This is a genomic window from Wohlfahrtiimonas sp. XWW7, assembly GCF_056716055.1.
Map to the genome: position 1 here is coordinate 1892010 of NZ_CP168032.1, position 17615 is coordinate 1909624.

At 35.7% G+C, this 17615-nt stretch carries 20 protein-coding genes; 11 read left to right on the plus strand and 9 right to left on the minus strand.

Annotated elements, in window-relative coordinates; translation table 11 throughout:
* Positions 1–242: 242 nt before the first annotated feature.
* Positions 243–1955 carry a gamma-glutamyltransferase gene (ggt, locus tag ACA100_RS09045; RefSeq protein ID WP_481077385.1) on the plus strand — a complete coding sequence of 571 codons (1713 nt, stop codon included), beginning with the start codon at positions 243–245 and terminating at the stop codon, positions 1953–1955.
* A gap of 113 nt (positions 1956–2068) precedes the next feature.
* Here the strand turns inward: ggt and ACA100_RS09050 are convergent, their stop codons facing one another.
* On the minus strand, positions 2069–2908 hold the full coding sequence (locus ACA100_RS09050) for a universal stress protein (RefSeq protein WP_481077386.1): 840 nt from the start codon (positions 2906–2908) through the stop codon (positions 2069–2071).
* Between the two features lie 152 nt (positions 2909–3060).
* Positions 3061–4077, minus strand: a complete 1017-nt coding sequence (lplA, locus tag ACA100_RS09055; RefSeq protein ID WP_481077387.1) for a lipoate--protein ligase — start codon at positions 4075–4077, stop codon at positions 3061–3063.
* 101 nt (positions 4078–4178) lie between these two features.
* On the opposite strand from lplA, the gene ACA100_RS09060 reads away from it, so the two are divergent.
* The 6 genes from ACA100_RS09060 (at position 4179) to ACA100_RS09085 (ending at position 7922) form a co-directional block, all read left to right on the plus strand.
* The gene (locus ACA100_RS09060; protein ID WP_481077388.1) at positions 4179–4841 is read left to right on the plus strand and encodes a DsbA family oxidoreductase; all 663 of its coding nucleotides are present in this window, start codon (positions 4179–4181) and stop codon (positions 4839–4841) included.
* A gap of 33 nt (positions 4842–4874) precedes the next feature.
* Complete coding sequence (locus tag ACA100_RS09065; RefSeq protein WP_481077389.1) at positions 4875–5198, plus strand: DsrE family protein; 324 nt, start codon at positions 4875–4877, stop codon at positions 5196–5198.
* Positions 5199–5233: 35 nt separating this feature from the next.
* Positions 5234–5944, plus strand: coding sequence for a DUF1190 domain-containing protein (locus tag ACA100_RS09070; protein WP_481077390.1), 711 nt, complete (start codon positions 5234–5236; stop codon positions 5942–5944).
* 7 nt (positions 5945–5951) lie between these two features.
* Complete coding sequence (locus ACA100_RS09075; RefSeq protein WP_481077391.1) at positions 5952–7115, plus strand: glutathionylspermidine synthase family protein; 1164 nt, start codon at positions 5952–5954, stop codon at positions 7113–7115.
* A 293-nt stretch (positions 7116–7408) separates the two neighbouring features.
* The gene (locus ACA100_RS09080) at positions 7409–7666 is read left to right on the plus strand and encodes a type II toxin-antitoxin system Phd/YefM family antitoxin (RefSeq protein WP_481077392.1); all 258 of its coding nucleotides are present in this window, start codon (positions 7409–7411) and stop codon (positions 7664–7666) included.
* The gene (locus tag ACA100_RS09085) at positions 7659–7922 is read left to right on the plus strand and encodes a Txe/YoeB family addiction module toxin (protein ID WP_481077393.1); all 264 of its coding nucleotides are present in this window, start codon (positions 7659–7661) and stop codon (positions 7920–7922) included. The genes ACA100_RS09080 and ACA100_RS09085 overlap by 8 nt, the downstream gene beginning before the upstream one ends.
* Positions 7923–8112: 190 nt before the next feature.
* Here the strand turns inward: ACA100_RS09085 and ACA100_RS09090 are convergent, their stop codons facing one another.
* The 7 genes from ACA100_RS09090 to ACA100_RS09120 form a co-directional block, all read right to left on the minus strand.
* The gene (locus ACA100_RS09090; RefSeq protein WP_481077394.1) at positions 8113–8667 is read right to left on the minus strand and encodes a DUF6714 family protein; all 555 of its coding nucleotides are present in this window, start codon (positions 8665–8667) and stop codon (positions 8113–8115) included.
* Entirely contained in the window at positions 8658–9137 is a 480-nt protein-coding gene (locus ACA100_RS09095; protein ID WP_481077395.1) for a DUF6714 family protein, read from the minus strand. The genes ACA100_RS09090 and ACA100_RS09095 overlap by 10 nt, the downstream gene beginning before the upstream one ends.
* 39 nt (positions 9138–9176) lie before the next feature.
* Entirely contained in the window at positions 9177–9476 is a 300-nt protein-coding gene (locus ACA100_RS09100; RefSeq protein WP_481077396.1) for a hypothetical protein, read from the minus strand.
* A gap of 38 nt (positions 9477–9514) precedes the next feature.
* Positions 9515–10075 carry a hypothetical protein gene (locus ACA100_RS09105; protein WP_481077397.1) on the minus strand — a complete coding sequence of 187 codons (561 nt, stop codon included), beginning with the start codon at positions 10073–10075 and terminating at the stop codon, positions 9515–9517.
* An 80-nt stretch (positions 10076–10155) separates the two neighbouring features.
* Positions 10156–11268, minus strand: coding sequence for an RHS repeat domain-containing protein (locus tag ACA100_RS09110; RefSeq protein WP_481077398.1), 1113 nt, complete (start codon positions 11266–11268; stop codon positions 10156–10158).
* A 5-nt stretch (positions 11269–11273) separates the two neighbouring features.
* Positions 11274–12563, minus strand: a complete 1290-nt coding sequence (locus ACA100_RS09115; RefSeq protein WP_481077399.1) for a hypothetical protein — start codon at positions 12561–12563, stop codon at positions 11274–11276.
* Between the two features lie 53 nt (positions 12564–12616).
* Positions 12617–13183 (minus strand): hypothetical protein, encoded by a 567-nt coding sequence (locus ACA100_RS09120; protein ID WP_481077400.1) that lies wholly within the window; start codon positions 13181–13183, stop codon positions 12617–12619.
* Positions 13184–13763: 580 nt separating this feature from the next.
* On the opposite strand from ACA100_RS09120, the gene ACA100_RS09125 reads away from it, so the two are divergent.
* The 4 genes from ACA100_RS09125 to ACA100_RS09140 all read left to right on the plus strand — a co-directional run bounded on the left by ACA100_RS09125 (position 13764) and on the right by ACA100_RS09140 (position 17609).
* Positions 13764–14681, plus strand: coding sequence for a PH domain-containing protein (locus ACA100_RS09125; RefSeq protein WP_481077401.1), 918 nt, complete (start codon positions 13764–13766; stop codon positions 14679–14681).
* Positions 14682–14851: 170 nt separating this feature from the next.
* Positions 14852–15871: an iron ABC transporter substrate-binding protein gene (locus ACA100_RS09130; protein WP_481077402.1), complete on the plus strand. Its 1020-nt coding sequence runs from the start codon at positions 14852–14854 to the stop codon at positions 15869–15871.
* A complete protein-coding gene (locus ACA100_RS09135) occupies positions 15871–16857 on the plus strand; it encodes a FecCD family ABC transporter permease (RefSeq protein ID WP_481077403.1) in 987 nt (328 codons plus the stop codon). Before ACA100_RS09130 ends, ACA100_RS09135 begins: the two co-directional genes overlap by 1 nt.
* Positions 16854–17609, plus strand: coding sequence for an ABC transporter ATP-binding protein (locus ACA100_RS09140; protein WP_481077404.1), 756 nt, complete (start codon positions 16854–16856; stop codon positions 17607–17609). Before ACA100_RS09135 ends, ACA100_RS09140 begins: the two co-directional genes overlap by 4 nt.
* Positions 17610–17615 lie beyond the last annotated feature (6 nt).

Genomic DNA, 17615 nt, shown 5'->3' on the forward strand with positions numbered 1-17615 from the left:
ATAAAAAACACTGACCAAAATATAAGTGAACAATTAAAACAAACAATAACAACAAATTCATGAACTATCCTTCAGCTCTGCCAAATCTCCAGTTTGGTGGAGCTTTTTTTATACAAATTGGTACGAAAATATATACAACTTTATTCGCCATCAGTATGATCAAAATGGTTATTTTTAAATGTTTTTAAAAATAATTTGAGTAAAAAATTAATAAAAAAGATAACTAATTGAATGGAGGTTGTATGGTTAAATCGCTACGTTCCTTGATCGCTATCAGCATTTTAAGTGCGACAAGTTTTGCCTATGCGCAAGTGAATTACGGTGTGGAAGGTGAAGCCTTTCATCCCGTATTTGCAAAACAAGGGATGGTTTCATCTCAGGATCCTTTCGCAACACAAGTAGGCATTGATGTATTAAAGTCAGGCGGTAACGCGGTGGATGCTGCTGTTGCTGTCGGCTATGCCCTTGCCGTTACACATCCACAAGCTGGTAATATTGGTGGCGGTGGTTTTATGTTAATTCATTTAGCAGATGGCACAACAACAGCGATTGATTTCCGTGAAGTAGCACCAAAAGCCGCTTTTAGAGATATGTATCTCGATGAAAATGGCAACGTGATTCCTAACGAATCACTAACCACATTAAATGCCTCTGGTGTGCCTGGAACAGTGGCAGGTTTATCTTATGCTTTAGATAAATATGGCACTAAAACCAATGCAGATGTATTAAATCCTGCCATTCAATTAGCTGAAAAAGGTTTTCCCATTAGCTTAAATCTTGGCAATACTTTAAAAAATTACGGCGTGGATACGTTAGGCCCACATGCTAGTAGCCGTGTTATCTTCTTCGATGCTAATGGTAAAGTCCTTAAAGAAGGAGATCAATTAATTCAAAAAGATCTCGCCAATACATTAATGCGTATTCGTGACAATGGTGCAAAAGAGTTCTATGAAGGTGAAACTGCACAAAAAATCGCCGCCCATATGGCAAAAGGCGGATTGATGACGTTGGAGGACCTCAAAGAATATCAAGTCGTTGAGCGCAAACCAATTCAAGGCACATATCAAGAATATGAAATCATTTCCATGCCGCCGCCATCTTCAGGTGGTATTCATATTGTGCAAATTCTCAATATCCTTGAAAATTTTGATCTACAATCATCAGGCCCAAACAGTGCACAAACGTATCATTTAATGAGTGAAGCAATGAAGCGTGCTTACGCTGATCGTTCTGAATATTTAGGTGATCCTGATTTCAATGACGTGCCTGTACAACAACTGATCAGCAAACAATATGCAAAAGATATTGCACAAACCATTGATCCCAATAAAGCCACACCATCTTCAATGATTAAGCCAGGCGCATTAGCACCATACGAGTCAACCCAAACAACACATTATTCCGTCGTTGATCAGTTTGGCAATGCAGTTGCCGTAACTTACACACTGAATACTAATTTTGGTTCAGGCATTGTGGCTGAAGGTACTGGCATATTGTTAAATAATGAAATGGATGATTTTTCAAGCAAACCTGGCGTGCCAAATGTTTATGGTTTAATCGGTGGTGAAAGTAATGCGATCGCGCCGAAAAAACGCCCATTGTCATCTATGTCACCGACAATTGTCTCCAAAGATGGTGATGTTTTCGTTGTGACAGGTAGCCCTGGTGGAAGCCGAATCATTACAACAGTATTGCAAATCCTGCTGAATACGATGGAATATGATATGAATATTGCTGAAGCGAGCACTGCACCACGTATTCATCATCAGTGGTTACCTGATTATATCCGCGTTGAAAAAACTGTCAGCCCTGACACTATTAATCGTCTGAAAGAAATGGGTCATGAAGTAAAAGTCGAGCCTGTAATGGGCAGCACTCAAAGCATCATGCGCACAGATGAAGGTTTATTTGGTGCAACAGATCCAAGAACCGATGGCACAAGTCAAGGTTATTAATGCCTCGCCATGAAATTCAAGCCCAGCTTAATAGCCATTAAGTTGGGTTTTAATATTGCTCCATAATCCGTATAAATGATAAATACCCCCACAATAATCAAATCAATCTAATTTTAACGAGAAATAAACAATGGCATTGGTACTTCATTGAAAAATAGCTCTTTTGTTACGCCGCCCAAAAACATTTCAGTAAAGCGTGAACGGCTATAAGCGCCCATAATCACTAAACATGCATCTAATTCTTTTGCGTGATCGATGATGGTTTTTGCAACCGAGCGACCATATGAATTCACATACTGAATATCAGTTTTTATGCCCTGCTCATTCAAATAATCTAGAATCTCCTGTCCAGATTTATGGTCTAAGTTGGGATTATCTATCACTAATAATCTAACACTATTTGCTTTCATAATGATTGGCACAGCATCTACAATAGCCTTTCGTACAACAGGACTTGCATTCCAAGCAATGACGATATTTTTCTCATTAGATTTTGCATGCCATTCTTTAGGGATCACAACAGTTGGAATGCCAATTTTTAATAAAATCTGTTCCGCTGTTAATCCTTCTGGCAAAATTCGTGTTTCTGGTGAGCCTAAAATCACCACATCACAATAGAATGATTCTGACTCAATTTCATCCATAGAAAAATATTTACCAATTCTGCGGTATTTAGCTTCGATTTTATATTCACTCACAATCTCATGAAATAGCTTTTCTGTATCATCCATTTCTGATTGTTGCTCGGTTTTATATTTCTCTAAAATCTCTTGCCTTGCTGCTGCGCCCACAACATAAGCATTATAAGGGCGTAAATCATTGGAACGATCAATACAAATTGCTGTTAACTCTGCGTTATAACGCTCCGCTGCATCTGCTGCAAAAGCCAATAAAGATCGACCTTCATCGCTATGATTAAAGAAAACTGCAATATTTTTCCATTCATGCAACATGATATTACCTCTTTATATTGATAATACTGAATTAATACTGAATTAATACCGAATAACTATTTATATAATATAACGTAAAGATTATAATAATGCAGTGATTATAGATAAAGACATTGGCTATAGAAATGGCGATTAAAAAATTAATCATGTAATCACTGAATTGATTTAACAAACCAATCTCTTAATTCATTCAATGAATCTGTTGCATCAGGATATTCTTTCAAAATATTATCAAAAACATGAAGAATATCCACTGCTTTATAACGAATGCCAATCAATCCTTGTTCCAATGCTTCTAAAGAATCCAAATATAAACTATCGCTATAAATCTTCGATTCAATAATTGCACCATCTTTCACGATCAATTGAACTTCAACGCCGCCCCAAGTAAAACGCTCATCAAAATGATGATTGAATTCTAAAGCTTTGCCAAAATTCCAATCCCAACTGGATTGCTCAACAAAGCGCTCTGCAAAACCTTCTATTTTTGGTGGATTAATCTCTGAAATAAATTCAGGCTCTATTTTTTCACCATAATATTCAAAGAATGCTTCCGTGATTGCACCACAAACTTCCGCATGGGAAATACTTGGTAATAACTCCGTTAAATTAGCCACGCGAGAACGCACAGAAGTAATGCCTTTCGCTTGTAGTTTTTTAGGATCAGGATTTAAATAATTGGCCAAACGTGTAAAATCCACATTGATCAATAATGTGCCATGATGAAAGCCACGATCTGCTTTTTCACGATACGCAGAACCAGAAATTTTACGAATTTCATCATCGCGATGAATGACTAAATCATTACGTCCAGAAGCTTCTACATTCAAATTTAATGATTGCAAAGCATCAATAATAATTTGCGTGGATGTATCTTTATTATAATCTGGCTTGCCTGCCATAAAGGTAAAATTCGTATTACCCAAATCATGAAATACTGCACCGCCGCCGCTATGACGACGTGCTAATTTCACATGATCATCATCCATTTTACGAGTATTACACTCTTTCCAAGGGTTCTGAGCACGACCAATCACAACTGTACTATCATTTCTCCACAAAAATAGAACCTTTTGGTTCGGATCCATAGCGCTAAAAATCGTCTCTTCAACCGCAAGGTTAAACCAAGGATCTACACTTTCAGAAATCAATAATCTCAGTTGCGTCATATTTTTACCTTCAAATAATGCTAATGTACTCTAAAATCTAAATGATAGTTTGTTTTTCTCTGTTAATATACTAATCCTTAAAGTCACACAAAGGAAACATTATGAAAGTTGAAGTTTGGTCAGATTTTTCTTGCCCGTTTTGTTATATCGGCGTTCACAATTTTTATCTCGCAATGGATGCATTCAATGATGAGATGAACCATTCTGAACAATTGATTTTTAAATCATATGAATTAGCACCAGATGCGCCTTTTACCAATGATCGTTCCTATTATGAAGTGTTGGCAGATAAATATGATGTGCCTTTAGATCGCGCACAAGCTATGACAGAAAATGCGAGTAAAATTGCTAAAGAAGCTGGTTTAACATTAAACTTTGATAAAGCAGTTGCTGTGAGTACATCCATCGCACATCGCTTAATCACTTGGGTTCAAAACAATCAGCCAGAGAAAACTCGTACTTTAGCGATGCGTATTTTTAAAGCATATTTTGAAGATGGTTTGAATATTGCGGATGATCAAGTATTATCATCATTTATGACAGAATTAAATATTACTGGTATCACATTACCAGAAATTTTAACTGATATGACAATCAGCCAAGCGATGACAGTAGATAAAGTTGAAGCACAAGCTTTTGAAATCAAAAGCGTGCCTTTCTTCGTTTTCAATCGTCAAGATGCTGTGGCTGGTGCGCAAACACCTGTGAATTTTTATCAAGTGATCAAACAGATTGATCAACCCGTTGTTGCAACAGAAAATTAATATTAACAGCTATAAATAACTAAGGAGTGCAATATGAAAATCGGTGTTATTATCACAACCAGTGAAGTGGAAAAAGCTTGGAATGCCTTTCGTTATATGAATACTGCTTTAGAAATGGATCATGAAGTGACTGCATTTTTAATGAGTGCTGGCGTTGAATGTGAATTCATGGATCACGAGTTTTTTAATGTTTCAGATCAGTTAGATAAATTCATCGAAGGCAGCGGTAAGATTTATTCATGCAGCACTTGCTTACAATTCAGAAAACTTCACGAAAGAGCACAACGTACAGAGATTACATCAATGATGAAAGCCGTTCGTATGACAGAAGAGAATGATCAAGTTTTAACTTTTTAATCAATTATCTTTAAATTTAGGACAATTATTTAAGTATGCTAAAAAGAACACGTTCCATTAACAAATTTACCTTTCGTAAAAACTTTAAACTCAAGCCAATCGCCTTATCGCTCTTTGTAGCATTTGGCGTTGTCGCTTGCGGTGGTAGCGAAGATACAGAACAGTTGACCATCTATGCAGATGTTCAAGATTGTATCAGTAACAATCCAAACATGGTTGCAGAATGTAATGCTGTTTATGAAGGTGCCATCAAAGAAGCCATCGAAACAGCACCAAAATATGCATCTATCGAAGAATGTACAGCAGATTTTGGCGCAGAAAACTGCCAATCTGTTGAAGCCGCAGCTGCAACTGGCACATCTGTTGCCAATGCAGAGCAATCTATGCAGCAAGCTTCTAGCGGTAGCTTCTTTATGCCATTATTAGCAGGTTTTATGATGGGTAAATTAATGGGTGGAATGGGCGGCAACAACATGGCGCACAAACCTGTTTATTCACCAAAAGATGCGAATGGTCGCCCTACTAACTTTTATGATAGTTCAGGTAAAAGTTATGGCGCTGCACAATCTGGCCGTACAGTCACTGTACCAAAAAGTGATATTAAATCTAAACCAGCAGGCACAATGCAACGTGGCGGATTTGGTAAAATGGCTGCACAGCAACGGATTGCAGCGTCACAAAAGCAAAGCACTCAGCGTTCTGCAACATCAGGTTCATCAAGCCGTTCAACATCTTATGGTGGTTAATTTTTAGATGAAAAGAGTTGCAATTACACCAAGAGCCGATTGGCAGGAAAAAGCCGTGGAATACGGCTTTTATTTTCACACAATGTACGATGAACCGTATTGGAGTGAAGATTATTATTACGAGTTCACAGAGCGTGAGATTGATGAATTAGAATCGACCACCAATGAATTGCATCAAATGTCATTGGAAGCAGTTGATCTTGTTGTCAATAATGAAGCTTTGTTACAAAAATTCCGCATTCCTGAAAATGTTTGGGGATTTGTTGCAGATTCATGGCATAAAAAAGAACCTTCTTTGTATGGTCGTTTTGACTTTGCATATGATGGTAAAGCGCCGCCCAAAATGCTCGAATACAATGCAGATACACCAACTTCTTTATATGAAAGTGCATTCTTTCAATGGATTTGGTTAGAAGATCAAATTGAAAATGGTCATTTGCCACAAGGTGCTGATCAATTCAATAGCATTCAAGAAAAGCTGATCGAACGCTTTGCCTATTTTAAAGAATGGCATGGTATTTCTAAACTGCATTTTGCATGCTGTTCGGATACTGAAGAAGATCGCGGTACGATTCAATATCTACAAGATTGTGCGCTAGATGCAGACTTAGCAAATGATTTCTTATTCATCGAAGATATTGGCATCACTGAAAATGGTCAATTCACAGATGTGAACGATGATCTCATTCGTACAATTTTTAAATTGTATCCTTGGGAATTCATGTTCCGTGAAGAGTTTGCAAACTATTTGGACAGCCGCAAAACATTGTGGATTGAGCCAGGCTGGAAGAGCATTTTATCCAATAAAGCGATTTTGCCATTATTATGGTCAATGTTCCCTAATCATCCAAACCTTTTGGAAAGTTACTTTGCAGAAGATAGCAAAGCAAGCAACCTATCCACTTATGTGAAAAAACCCCTCTTCTCTCGTGAAGGTGCGAATATTTCTATCGTGGATCGTGGCTCTGTGATTTCTGAAATTGATGGTCCTTATGGTGAAGAAGGCTATATTGTTCAGGCTTATTATCCATTGCCAAAATTTGAAAATAACACAACATTGGTTGGTAGCTGGGTTGTCGGCGATGAATCAGCAGGTATTTGTATCCGTGAAGATAAAGAGATCATTACACAAGATTTATCTCGCTTCTATCCTCATGCAATGATTGGTTAAGATTTAGAGCTATTTGAAAGCGATCTTCGGATCGCTTTTTTTAAATATTTCATTATATTACTGATAGAAACCTCCCTCCATCTAATATAATTGCTCTGATTAAAACAATAAAATATAAAAATAATAGTTGATGACAATCAGCAATTCCAATTGATTTTATGAGCCATATTCATTTACAGGATAGCTATTAGCATAATAAAGATTATTTTTAATAATGTATTTATAGCAAATATGTACAACAAACTGTACAATAACAACAATTCTTAATATATTAATTCTATAGGAGATGAAATATGCATGTATTTACATATTCTGATGCTCGTAATAATTTAAAATTGGTTTTAGATAAAGTAGTTAATGATGCTGATGTTGCATTTATTACAAGAAAAGAAGGTGGTCATGCTGTAGTCATGGGGCAAGACCATTATAATAGTTTAATGGAAACTCTTTACCTGCTATCTTCACCGAATAATACTAATCATTTAAATGAGTCGATTGCTCAATTGCGTTCAGGTCAAGTGATTAAAAAAGAGTTGATTGAGGATGAATAGTAGAAATATCGAATGGACTAGCAATTCTTGGGATGAATATATTTATTGGCAAACACAAGATAAAAAGGTCCTTAAGCGTATTAACTCTTTAATTAAAGAATGTCAAAGAACTCCTTTTGAGGGAACAGGTAAGCCTGAGCCATTAAAAGCTAATCTTTCAGGATTTTGGAGTCGAAGAATAGATGAAAAACATCGTTTAGTTTATGAGGTGACAGATGAAAAAATATCTATTGTTCAATGTAGATTTCATTACTAATTTAATGACGTTTAGACTTTCCAGATTCTCATCGAAGCTCACTGCCTTTAGGATATTTAAAGGATACTGAGCGGCTTTCTTGATCATAACTATACTTCAAAGATGAATATAATCAATCAAGCTCATTAAATTCAATATTTAGAACTGTCACCTTAAATCCAGACAATTCTGTGATTGTAACAGCAAATAATCAACTAACTTGAACATGAACGCTGCTTAAAAAATTATATATGTCTTTTTCGTCAGTTTCATTAAAACTGTAGTAAGGGTTTTTGAGAAATAAAATAAGAAATATAATAATACCTATCTTTTGATCATTGTTAAGTTGATCCCAATTTTTTTCTAAAAAATCCATGCCAAAAAATAGTAATGTAATAACTTCATCACAGCCTACTTCAACATAATCAGGAGACTCTTTAAATTCTTTTAGTGCAATAATTAAATATGCTGGTAAATAATAAACAAAAGCCTTATGAGACAAAAATCCAACGTTATAGTTCATGTCATATACCGTCTGAGCATTTTCTATAAGCTCTTGCCAAGTCATACCATACAGGTGATATTCCAAAAAAATTCTTTCTTCATCATTATTTGGTAGAAAGTCAACAGCCAACTCTTCTCTTAAAAGAATATTTTGATATGGAAAATCTTTATAAATTTTTTCAATGAGATCATCCTTATAAGAAACCCAAAACGATTCAATATCAGTCCTCTTTAAATCACTAATAATTCTTTTTATATCCATAATATAGCTTCCCATAAAGAAATTGTTTCCTCTATTTCTTTATTCAAAAAGGGATCAAAATCCTCAGTACAAATGCATTTCATTTTTTGTAGAAATAATGTGATAAAATTCAATTGTTTTACTGAATAATCACTCAAAATATATTCAAGTTTTTTATTTCTGCTTTCTATCATTCTTTTTATTTGCAACACTACAGACGATGGAATCATATCTGCATCTAGGCAGTTCTCTAAAGAAATCTTTATAAATGCTGGTAAAAAAAAAGCAAATGCTTTAGGAGACATCATGGCTAAACAAGCTGATGGATCAGAAGGATAAATATTATTTAAAAGATCTAAAGTGATATCATAACGTTTCTTATTTTTAAAAAAATCTTCCACATATTGATATTCAGCTCCAGCTGTTCCTCCTGCTATTGTTTCATTAATTGGAAAAATGCTGTTTAAAAATAAATCAAAATTTATAGCCATATATATTCCCTATTTTATAAATACCTATTTAAAAGACTTTCAATTATAGAAGTACGTCACAATATGGCTCGGTACCGCAGAGCATTTTGCTGTGATTTCTGTTGTTAATTGACCTGCTAAATCATATTGATAAGTGGTTTTATCACCCTTAGCATTTACTTTTTGAATGAGCTGATTGGCTGCATCATATTCATACTGTGTGATGCCACTTGAGGGATTATTCTCCTCAATCAAATTACTATTGGCATCATAGGTAAAACGATGAGTATGACCATTGGCATTGGTCACTTCCACCAATTCACCAAAGATGTTCCATTTTTGTGAGGTAATACCTCCCATTGCATCGGTTTGCTGGACTGAGTTACCGAGCTAATCTTTTATGAGCTATAAGAATATTCAAGTTGATTAATAATATTTTTTCTCAACTGTTTTAATTTCAAAGACATATCATTTTTAAATCTTTTATCATATCGCAGAATCAAATCAAAAAGCCGTACGATATTTATATGACAACTTTTATCCGAAAGAGATGCCTCCATATAAGATATTAATTCATCAACAGCCATATTTTTAGACATGAATTCACTCAATTCAAAACTACATAAATTACTTAATATATTTATATTATCCCTAATAATTGTAGTTAAAATATGTTTTTGATCCTTACTTTTCAAATCAAGTGTGTTAATAGATCTAAGGAAATTACATATGGTATCTGTTGTTAGATATCTATCTTGTGTAAAGATATATTTTATTAAGACATAATCATTATCATCTACATCTAGTGAGCAAGGATAGATCTCTGAGAGAATATACAAAACCCTGCGACATTGGTTACTTGGTACTTGATCAAGATATTCTATTAATTCACATCCATATGATGAACTAACTAAAATTTTTTCTATTGCATCACGTATCTGAGAATCATTTTTACTCATAATAGCCCCAAAATTTTTATTTAAATTTTATCAAATAAGCCAGTAGCTGAACTGGCCTATTATATATTTAAAACATATATTTATGCATCTGGTATATTCTGATAAGGATGTCCGTTACACATCATAGAACCAGGATTTATTAAACATGGATCTGGCATCAAGATTAACGCTGGAATTCTAAGAAGGCGCAAAGGAAGTGGAAGCTTGCCTCTATTTCTTTGTGTAGAACTGTTTGAATTACTATTTGTTTGACTTGAAGATTTAGCATCAACATTTGTAGTTACACAACTCTGCGCTCCTGAAGATGGTGGTGGCGGATCATCACAACCATAATCATACCAATCTTCCCATTTGTTATCGAGATATCTTCTAACCTTAACGATTTCAATTTCATGCCCTTGAACAGTTTCCTCTATTTTTGTTCCTGGTGTAGCTTTATATGGCAATTTACCAGGGTTAATTTCTAAATCTGGGTATCGTTTATCATATAATTGTTCAGTCAAATTTTTTATTGATTTTTCTATACTCTCACTCTTTGCAGAATCATACTCATATTTAGACCCAATCCTTGCTTGAGCAATATTTCCTGGTTTTTTCTTAAGACCTGTGAAATCAATTGATATTAATGGATTATTACCCACATACCCATAATGATTAATCCCACCTGCTAACCCAATCGGGTCACTCTGCTGATATCTGCCCGTTCTTGGGTTGTAGTCCCTGAAGTAGTTATAATGAGTGTCTGTTTCTGCATCATAGTACTGTCCTGGGAACCTTAGGTTCATAGTGATCTGATTGCTTTCGTTGAGATGTGCTTCCCCAAAAGCCTCTGCTTGTGCTTGCCATGTGATATTACCTGCTTGGTTGGTGGCGATCTGCGGTGTGCCTAAGTGATCTGTATGAAGATAATGATAAGCTGCATTTTTCAAGGTTTGACCTGTCGTTAAGTTCGCTTGCCACAAAGGGTTTGTGCCCCAAGCACTATCAGGCATCCAGCCATAGGCCACTTGCGTGTTACCACGATCATTCAATTCCGCAATCAAGCCTTCATCACTGTATAAGAAATACGTGCGTTCACCATTCACCTCTTTGCTCATGCGGCGGCCAAAAGGATCATATTGGTAATTCGCCAGTGTGATATCGTTGCGTTTCACCTCTGTTAAGCGATCTGTTGCATCATAGTCATAATCCAAAGTTTCTAAGGCTTTTTATTCTGCTTCAATTGGCCTGTGGTTGTGTAGCTCAATGTTTCTGCTTGGCTACCTGTACCCCATGACATCAATTGATCTTGACCATTGTATTGCCATGAACCCGGTTGATGTCGGCTACCTAAGCGATTACCAATGGCATCATAGGTATAGCCTTCATTGGGCAGACCGATGGTTTGTAATGATGCGTCAGGCGTCGCTTCAATCAAGCGATCCAATTGATCATAACGATAATCCACTTTACCTTTTTCAGTGTTACGGCTTGTGATGTTACCTGCAATATTGTATTGATAATCACGCTTCATCAATAGATTTTGTGCATTTTGTCCATTGTTGGCATTCACTTGAATGCTAGTTGGGCGCATCAATGCATCATACTGATTCTGCTGTTTTACATTTGGCGTATTAATTTCTGTGGGTGAGAACCACTGATATTTCGCCCACTCAATGCTTTCACCATTCGCCAACTGTGTGGATTTTAAGTTAGCTTTATCATAGTGATATTGAAGTTCACTGCCTTCAGGATATTTAAAGGATGATAATCGATTTTCTTGATCATAACCATAGCCCAGTTTTTGAGTGATGACTTCACTGCCTGTGCCATAAGTCACAGTTTCTTCAATTGTACGACCCAAGTCATCTAGGCTGTATTGATAACGACTATTTGTGGCACCTGTTTGTTTCACATCCACCAATTGGCCTGCATCATTATAGAGGTACGTCACAATTTGGCTCGGTGTTGCTGAACCTGTTGCTGTTGTGATTTCAGTCGTTAACTTGCCTGCTAAATCATATTGATAAGTGGTTTGATCACCTTTAGCATTCACTTTTTGAATGAGCTGATTGGCTGCATCATATTCATATTGTGTGATACCACTGGATGGATTATTCTCCTCAATCAAATTACTATTGGCATCATAAGTAAAACGATGCGTGTGACCATTGGCATTAGTGACTTCCACTAACTCACCAAAGATGTTCCACTTTTGTGAGGTAATGCCCCCCATTGCATCGGTTTGTTGTACGGTATTACCCAGCTCATCATAGATGATTTGCGTGGTGCGATTGCCAGGTAGAACCTCAGCCACTAACTGACCTAACTCATCATAGCTCATGAGGGTTGTCTGCTTTTCAGTGTCATCTAGCCACTGTGTGACAGAAGTCACTTGACCCTTTTCATTGTAGCCATAGGTTTCACGGTAAGTTGGGTATTTCACTTCTGCCAACATACCTGTCATGGCATCTGTCGTACCATAAGTTAACGCGGTGATGTTACCCATCGCATCAATCACCTGATTCAAACGACCATCTAAGTTATAACGCTGCTCATATTTTATGAATTAATATTTACTTGAAAATTATTTAAGAAATCATATATATCTTCCACATCATAAAAATAATGATAAGGATTATTAACAATTAATATAAACGAGACAAGAATATCAAATTGTTGGCTCTGATTAAATAAAATCCAGCTATTAGCTAGATGTTTATTAGGACTACTAAAAAACAGAAATGGAACTATCTCATTACAACCTCTCACATAATCATATTTTTTTGGTTCACTACATTCATTTAATGTAAGAATTAAATATGCTGGCAAATAATAAGCAAATGCCTTATTCGCTAAATATATAGCATCAGTTCCTACGTCATATAAAACTTGCCCATCATTTACTAGTTCACCCCAGCTCGTACCATACAAATGATATTCTAAAAAAATTCTATCTGCACTATTATTCGACAAATAATTAGCTATAAGCTCATCTTTTAGCAAAGTATTTTCATGTAAAAAGTCTTTATAAACTCTATCAATAAGGTCTTTTTTATAAGTATTCCAAGTAGATATCGTATCATTTTCTTTTAAATTTTTAACTATTTCTTCTATTCGTTTATACATAACAGCAATGCTCCTTGTAAAAAATTATAAGAGAATACTGATATTCATTGAATAAATAACGCTATTTAAAAAATGAAATAGCGTTTTTAAAATTACTCAAAGACATATTTATTCTAAATCATCATTACTTATATTGAAAATTTCTCCATTGGATCTTTGTTACAAGACATCTGACCTATTAGACATGGATCTACCATTAATATAGGAAATGATCTCAATAACCTTGGAACTACACTAAACATAGCCTTAGTTGCTTTCCAATTTTCTTTAGGTTGGATCCTAAAATTACTTTGCATATTAGGACTAAGATTCAAAGGTATTACAGAGCATGTACTATCTTCAGGCAAAGGTTTAATAGCCCATGAGCTATACTGAAGATACTAGATATTAAAACTTGGTAATATTACCTAAAAACCAAGGATTTATCTCGCCTCTATCCTCATGCAATGATTGGTTAAGATTTAGAGTTATTTGAAAGCGATCTTCGGATCGCTTTTTTAAATTTTTCATTATATTACTGATAAAAACCTCCCTCCATCTAATATAATTGCTCTGATTAAAACAATAAAAGATCAAACTAATGAACAATACAAACCATATAACACCAAGTTACAACGCTTTAATCTTTAATTTAACTAAAAATCTACTACTAGGCTTATTCTTGGCATTGCTCAGCCAAATCATTGTAGAAAAAATTAGTAATAGTTTGATATTTGGCTTATCAATTAGCTTAATCATGTCCATACGGACATTGCTGCACCATCAATTATGTTCTCTTAACTTTTCAGATAATGAAATAATGATTAAATATGGTATTTGGCCTCACCAAAAAGCCACAATTAATATTAATGAAATTTCCGCAACTAAATCTCAACAACCAATACTGCATCGATATCTAAACTATGGATCATTATCCATAATACTCACATCAGGAAAATCTCTACTCATCCATAATATTCATCAACCCCTGAATATTCAATATGATTTCGTAGCACGATTAGATCAACAATCATCGATACCAGAAAAAAACTTAACAACTAAGAATTATCATCAATCTACTCGATTACTCAAAATGCTATTATCTATTTTAAGTTTGATGATATTTACCATTTCATCCTTGATATTGTCGACATTTGAAACATATATAGCCATTTATGGATTTCTCTTAGTTACTTTTTGCCTAATCTTTATAGCCATATTTTGTATTGGCATACAATTAGCCAATACAGAAACCATTATCATTACGAATAAATCTGTTCTATCCATAAAGGGCTGGGCTGACAATATAAGATATATCACCTATTTTTCTCAATGCAACAAAATTATGATCGATGAATATCATCAAATTTTATGGATACATGCTCAGAATTATTCTAGGATTCTCCCTGCTTTTGATGGATTATCAATATTTGAAACGGCTCAACTCATTCACTCCTATCATCCTGGCATCATATTATCTTCATTATTTTTCCCAATCGAAAAACCTAACACTCCATAATATTAAAACTATATTTACCCTTTGATTAACATCACATTTTTATTTTTGCCTATCGTTATGTTTGACAATATATAACGATTATCTTAATCTGTGGTTTCCCTTAAATCACTAATTAATTAACTTAACAACTTTTATTGTATATGGAAAATCGCCGTAGCTTTTTAAAGAAAATGCTAGTGACCTCCCTAGTCGCGCATTTCCCTTCCATTTTAATGGCAGAGACAAATCAATCATTTTTGATAAAAAGCTTCGGTGATTTACCTTCTTCCGACAATATTCACAGAGTATTAAGCGCAGGACCTGTGGCTGATATTCTTTTACTTTCATTAGTACCAGAAAAATTATTGGGCATTTCAACTCGCCCACTTGCAGATTCACAGAAACTTTTCTTTTCATCTCACATTCAATCCCTACCATTAACAGGGCGATTCGCTGGCCGCGGTACAACTGCATCTTTAGAAAAAGTCATACAAATGAAGCCTGATGTCATTGTTGATATTGGCAGCATTGCGCCCACGTATATCAGCACTGCAAAGAGAGTTAACAAACAGACAAATATTCCTTATATTTTAATGAATGGTTCCTTAGCTGAAACACCGAAACAGCTCTCACATTTAGGCGAAATTCTCGGTGTTAAAGAACGCGGGCAAAAATTAGCAGATTATGCACAAAAAGTATTATCACAAACTCATAACATTGCTCACAAAGCCACAGAATCATCCCCGTTAAAAATTTATTCTGCTCGCGGTGCAGATGGCTTAGAAACAGGTTTGGCAGGTTCCATTCATACAGAAGTTATGGATTGGATTGGCGCAAAAAATGTTGCCGCAGATGCAGGGGAGAAAATCATTTCTCGTGTTTCTATGGAGCAGTTAATGCTCTGGCAACCTGATGTGGTCATTGCAATGGATCAGCATTTTTATGACAAAGTACAAACAGATCCATTATGGCAACGTTTACCTGCTGTCAAAAACAAACGTGTTTATTATGCGCCAAAATTACCTTTTGGTTGGTTAGACCAACCGCCAAGCATTAATCGTTTATTAGGCGTTTCTTGGCTTTCGCACGTTTTATATCCCGAATTATTATCATACGATGATTATGCCAAAAATATCATTGAATATTATCAACTGTTCTACGGCTATTCATTATCACGTGAAGCCTTAACTCAACTCACTGGAACCATTTAATGGTTAGGTTGTTAATTCCACCCATTGCATTATTCGTAATGGTGCTGATCGCATTTTGTGTTGGGCAGATCAATATTCCTTTCAGTGATTTAATGAATGCTTTTAAAGAATTATTCAATGGTGAAACATTGAGCGATCAAAGCTTTGTGCTATGGAATATTCGTTTACCAAGGATTCTCACTGCCATTTTAGCAGGTGCAGCTTTAGCAATCGCAGGCAGCACTTATCAAGGCATGTTTAGGAATCCATTAGTTTCACCCGATATTTTGGGCGTTTCTGCAGGCGCAGGATTGGGCGCTGTGCTTGCCATTTATCTCAACTATTCTGTGATTGGCGTACAAATTCTATCTTTCATATTTGGCTTAGGCACAGTATTTTTAGTTTACATCATCTCCCAATGCGTTCACAGATTAGAGCCAATATTGGCGCTCGTTTTATCGGGTATTGCGATTGCAGCATTATTGGGCGCAAGTATTTCCATGATCAAGCTATTGTCTGATCCTTACAGCCAATTAACGGTGATCACATTTTGGATGATGGGTTCATTAACGATGGCAACCATGAGCGATTTAGCCATCGTTGCGCCGTTATTATTGGTGAGCATTATTCCGCTCATTTTGCTCCGCTGGCGCATGAATTTACTGAGCCTCAATGATGAAGAAGCTCTCGCGCTTGGTATGAATATTAAACACTTGCGCATCATATTCATTTTATCCGCAACATTGATGACATCGGCAACCGTTTCCATCACTGGCATCATTGGTTGGATTGGCTTAGTGATTCCACACATTGCACGTTTATGGGTTGGCCCTGATTTTAGAAAAATGTTACCAACTGCCCTATTTTTAGGTGCAACTTTTTTACTACTGACAGATACAATTGCCCGCACAGCATTCCCCATTGAAATTCCACTTGGCATATTAACGGCATTCATTGGTGCGCCATTCTTCATTGGTTTATTAATCAATGGCGGAGCAAGATCATGAGTTTAATTCAATTGCAGAATTTAACAATTGGTCATCGTGGACAAGTGATTGCTGAAAAACTCAATCTATCATTTCAATCCCAAGAAGTGACTTGCTTATTAGGTGCGAATGGCTGTGGTAAAACCACATTATTAAAAACGATTTTGGGCGTATTACCGAAAATTTCAGGCGATATAACCATCAATCAAAAGCCACAACATAAATGGCAACGTAGTGAATTATCAAAATACTTAGGTTATGTGCCACAAGCACATAATCACATATTTCCATTCACTGTAGAAGCTGTTGTATTAATGGGTAGAACTGCTCATTTAGATTGGTATTCATCCCCAAAAGCACAAGATAAAGCTATTGCGCATAGATGTATTCAACAATTGGGCATTGAGCATTTAACCCATAAACCTTATACGCAATTAAGTGGTGGACAACAGCAGTTAGTATTAATTGCTAGAGCTTTGGCACAAAATCCATCATTTCTGATTATGGATGAACCCACAGCCAGCTTAGATTTTGGCAACCAAATGCGTGTGCTTGAACAAATCGAAAAACTCAAAGCGCAAGGTTTATCCATATTAATGACAACGCATCAACCTGAACATGCGATGCAAATTGCTGATCGTGTGATTTTATTAGATCACGGGTCTATCATTTCAGATGGCTCACCGAAAGAGTGCTTAACCTTAAAAAATTTAGCGCAAATCTATGCACTTGATGAATCCATCATCGCCAAAAATTTACCATCCATTATTTAATCTTAG

Excerpts from the sequence above, each read along its gene's own strand:
- ACA100_RS09090 (WP_481077394.1), bottom strand. The coding sequence starts at position 8,667 with ATGGATATAAAAAGAATTATTAGTGATTTAAAGAGGACTGATATTGAA.
- ACA100_RS09140 (WP_481077404.1), top strand. The coding sequence starts at position 16,854 with ATGAGTTTAATTCAATTGCAGAATTTAACAATTGGTCATCGTGGACAA.
- ACA100_RS09135 (WP_481077403.1), top strand. The coding sequence starts at position 15,871 with ATGGTTAGGTTGTTAATTCCACCCATTGCATTATTCGTAATGGTGCTG.
- ACA100_RS09105 (WP_481077397.1), bottom strand. The coding sequence starts at position 10,075 with ATGAGTAAAAATGATTCTCAGATACGTGATGCAATAGAAAAAATTTTA.
- ACA100_RS09100 (WP_481077396.1), bottom strand. The coding sequence starts at position 9,476 with ATGGGAGGTATTACCTCACAAAAATGGAACATCTTTGGTGAATTGGTG.
- ACA100_RS09050 (WP_481077386.1), bottom strand. The coding sequence starts at position 2,908 with ATGTTGCATGAATGGAAAAATATTGCAGTTTTCTTTAATCATAGCGAT.
- ACA100_RS09115 (WP_481077399.1), bottom strand. The coding sequence starts at position 12,563 with ATGGGTAACATCACCGCGTTAACTTATGGTACGACAGATGCCATGACA.
- ACA100_RS09095 (WP_481077395.1), bottom strand. The coding sequence starts at position 9,137 with ATGGCTATAAATTTTGATTTATTTTTAAACAGCATTTTTCCAATTAAT.
- ACA100_RS09120 (WP_481077400.1), bottom strand. The coding sequence starts at position 13,183 with ATGTATAAACGAATAGAAGAAATAGTTAAAAATTTAAAAGAAAATGAT.
- ACA100_RS09070 (WP_481077390.1), top strand. The coding sequence starts at position 5,234 with ATGCTAAAAAGAACACGTTCCATTAACAAATTTACCTTTCGTAAAAAC.
- ACA100_RS09060 (WP_481077388.1), top strand. The coding sequence starts at position 4,179 with ATGAAAGTTGAAGTTTGGTCAGATTTTTCTTGCCCGTTTTGTTATATC.
- ACA100_RS09065 (WP_481077389.1), top strand. The coding sequence starts at position 4,875 with ATGAAAATCGGTGTTATTATCACAACCAGTGAAGTGGAAAAAGCTTGG.
- ACA100_RS09085 (WP_481077393.1), top strand. The coding sequence starts at position 7,659 with ATGAATAGTAGAAATATCGAATGGACTAGCAATTCTTGGGATGAATAT.
- ACA100_RS09080 (WP_481077392.1), top strand. The coding sequence starts at position 7,409 with ATGCATGTATTTACATATTCTGATGCTCGTAATAATTTAAAATTGGTT.
- ggt (WP_481077385.1), top strand. The coding sequence starts at position 243 with ATGGTTAAATCGCTACGTTCCTTGATCGCTATCAGCATTTTAAGTGCG.
- ACA100_RS09075 (WP_481077391.1), top strand. The coding sequence starts at position 5,952 with ATGAAAAGAGTTGCAATTACACCAAGAGCCGATTGGCAGGAAAAAGCC.
- lplA (WP_481077387.1), bottom strand. The coding sequence starts at position 4,077 with ATGACGCAACTGAGATTATTGATTTCTGAAAGTGTAGATCCTTGGTTT.
- ACA100_RS09125 (WP_481077401.1), top strand. The coding sequence starts at position 13,764 with ATGAACAATACAAACCATATAACACCAAGTTACAACGCTTTAATCTTT.
- ACA100_RS09130 (WP_481077402.1), top strand. The coding sequence starts at position 14,852 with ATGCTAGTGACCTCCCTAGTCGCGCATTTCCCTTCCATTTTAATGGCA.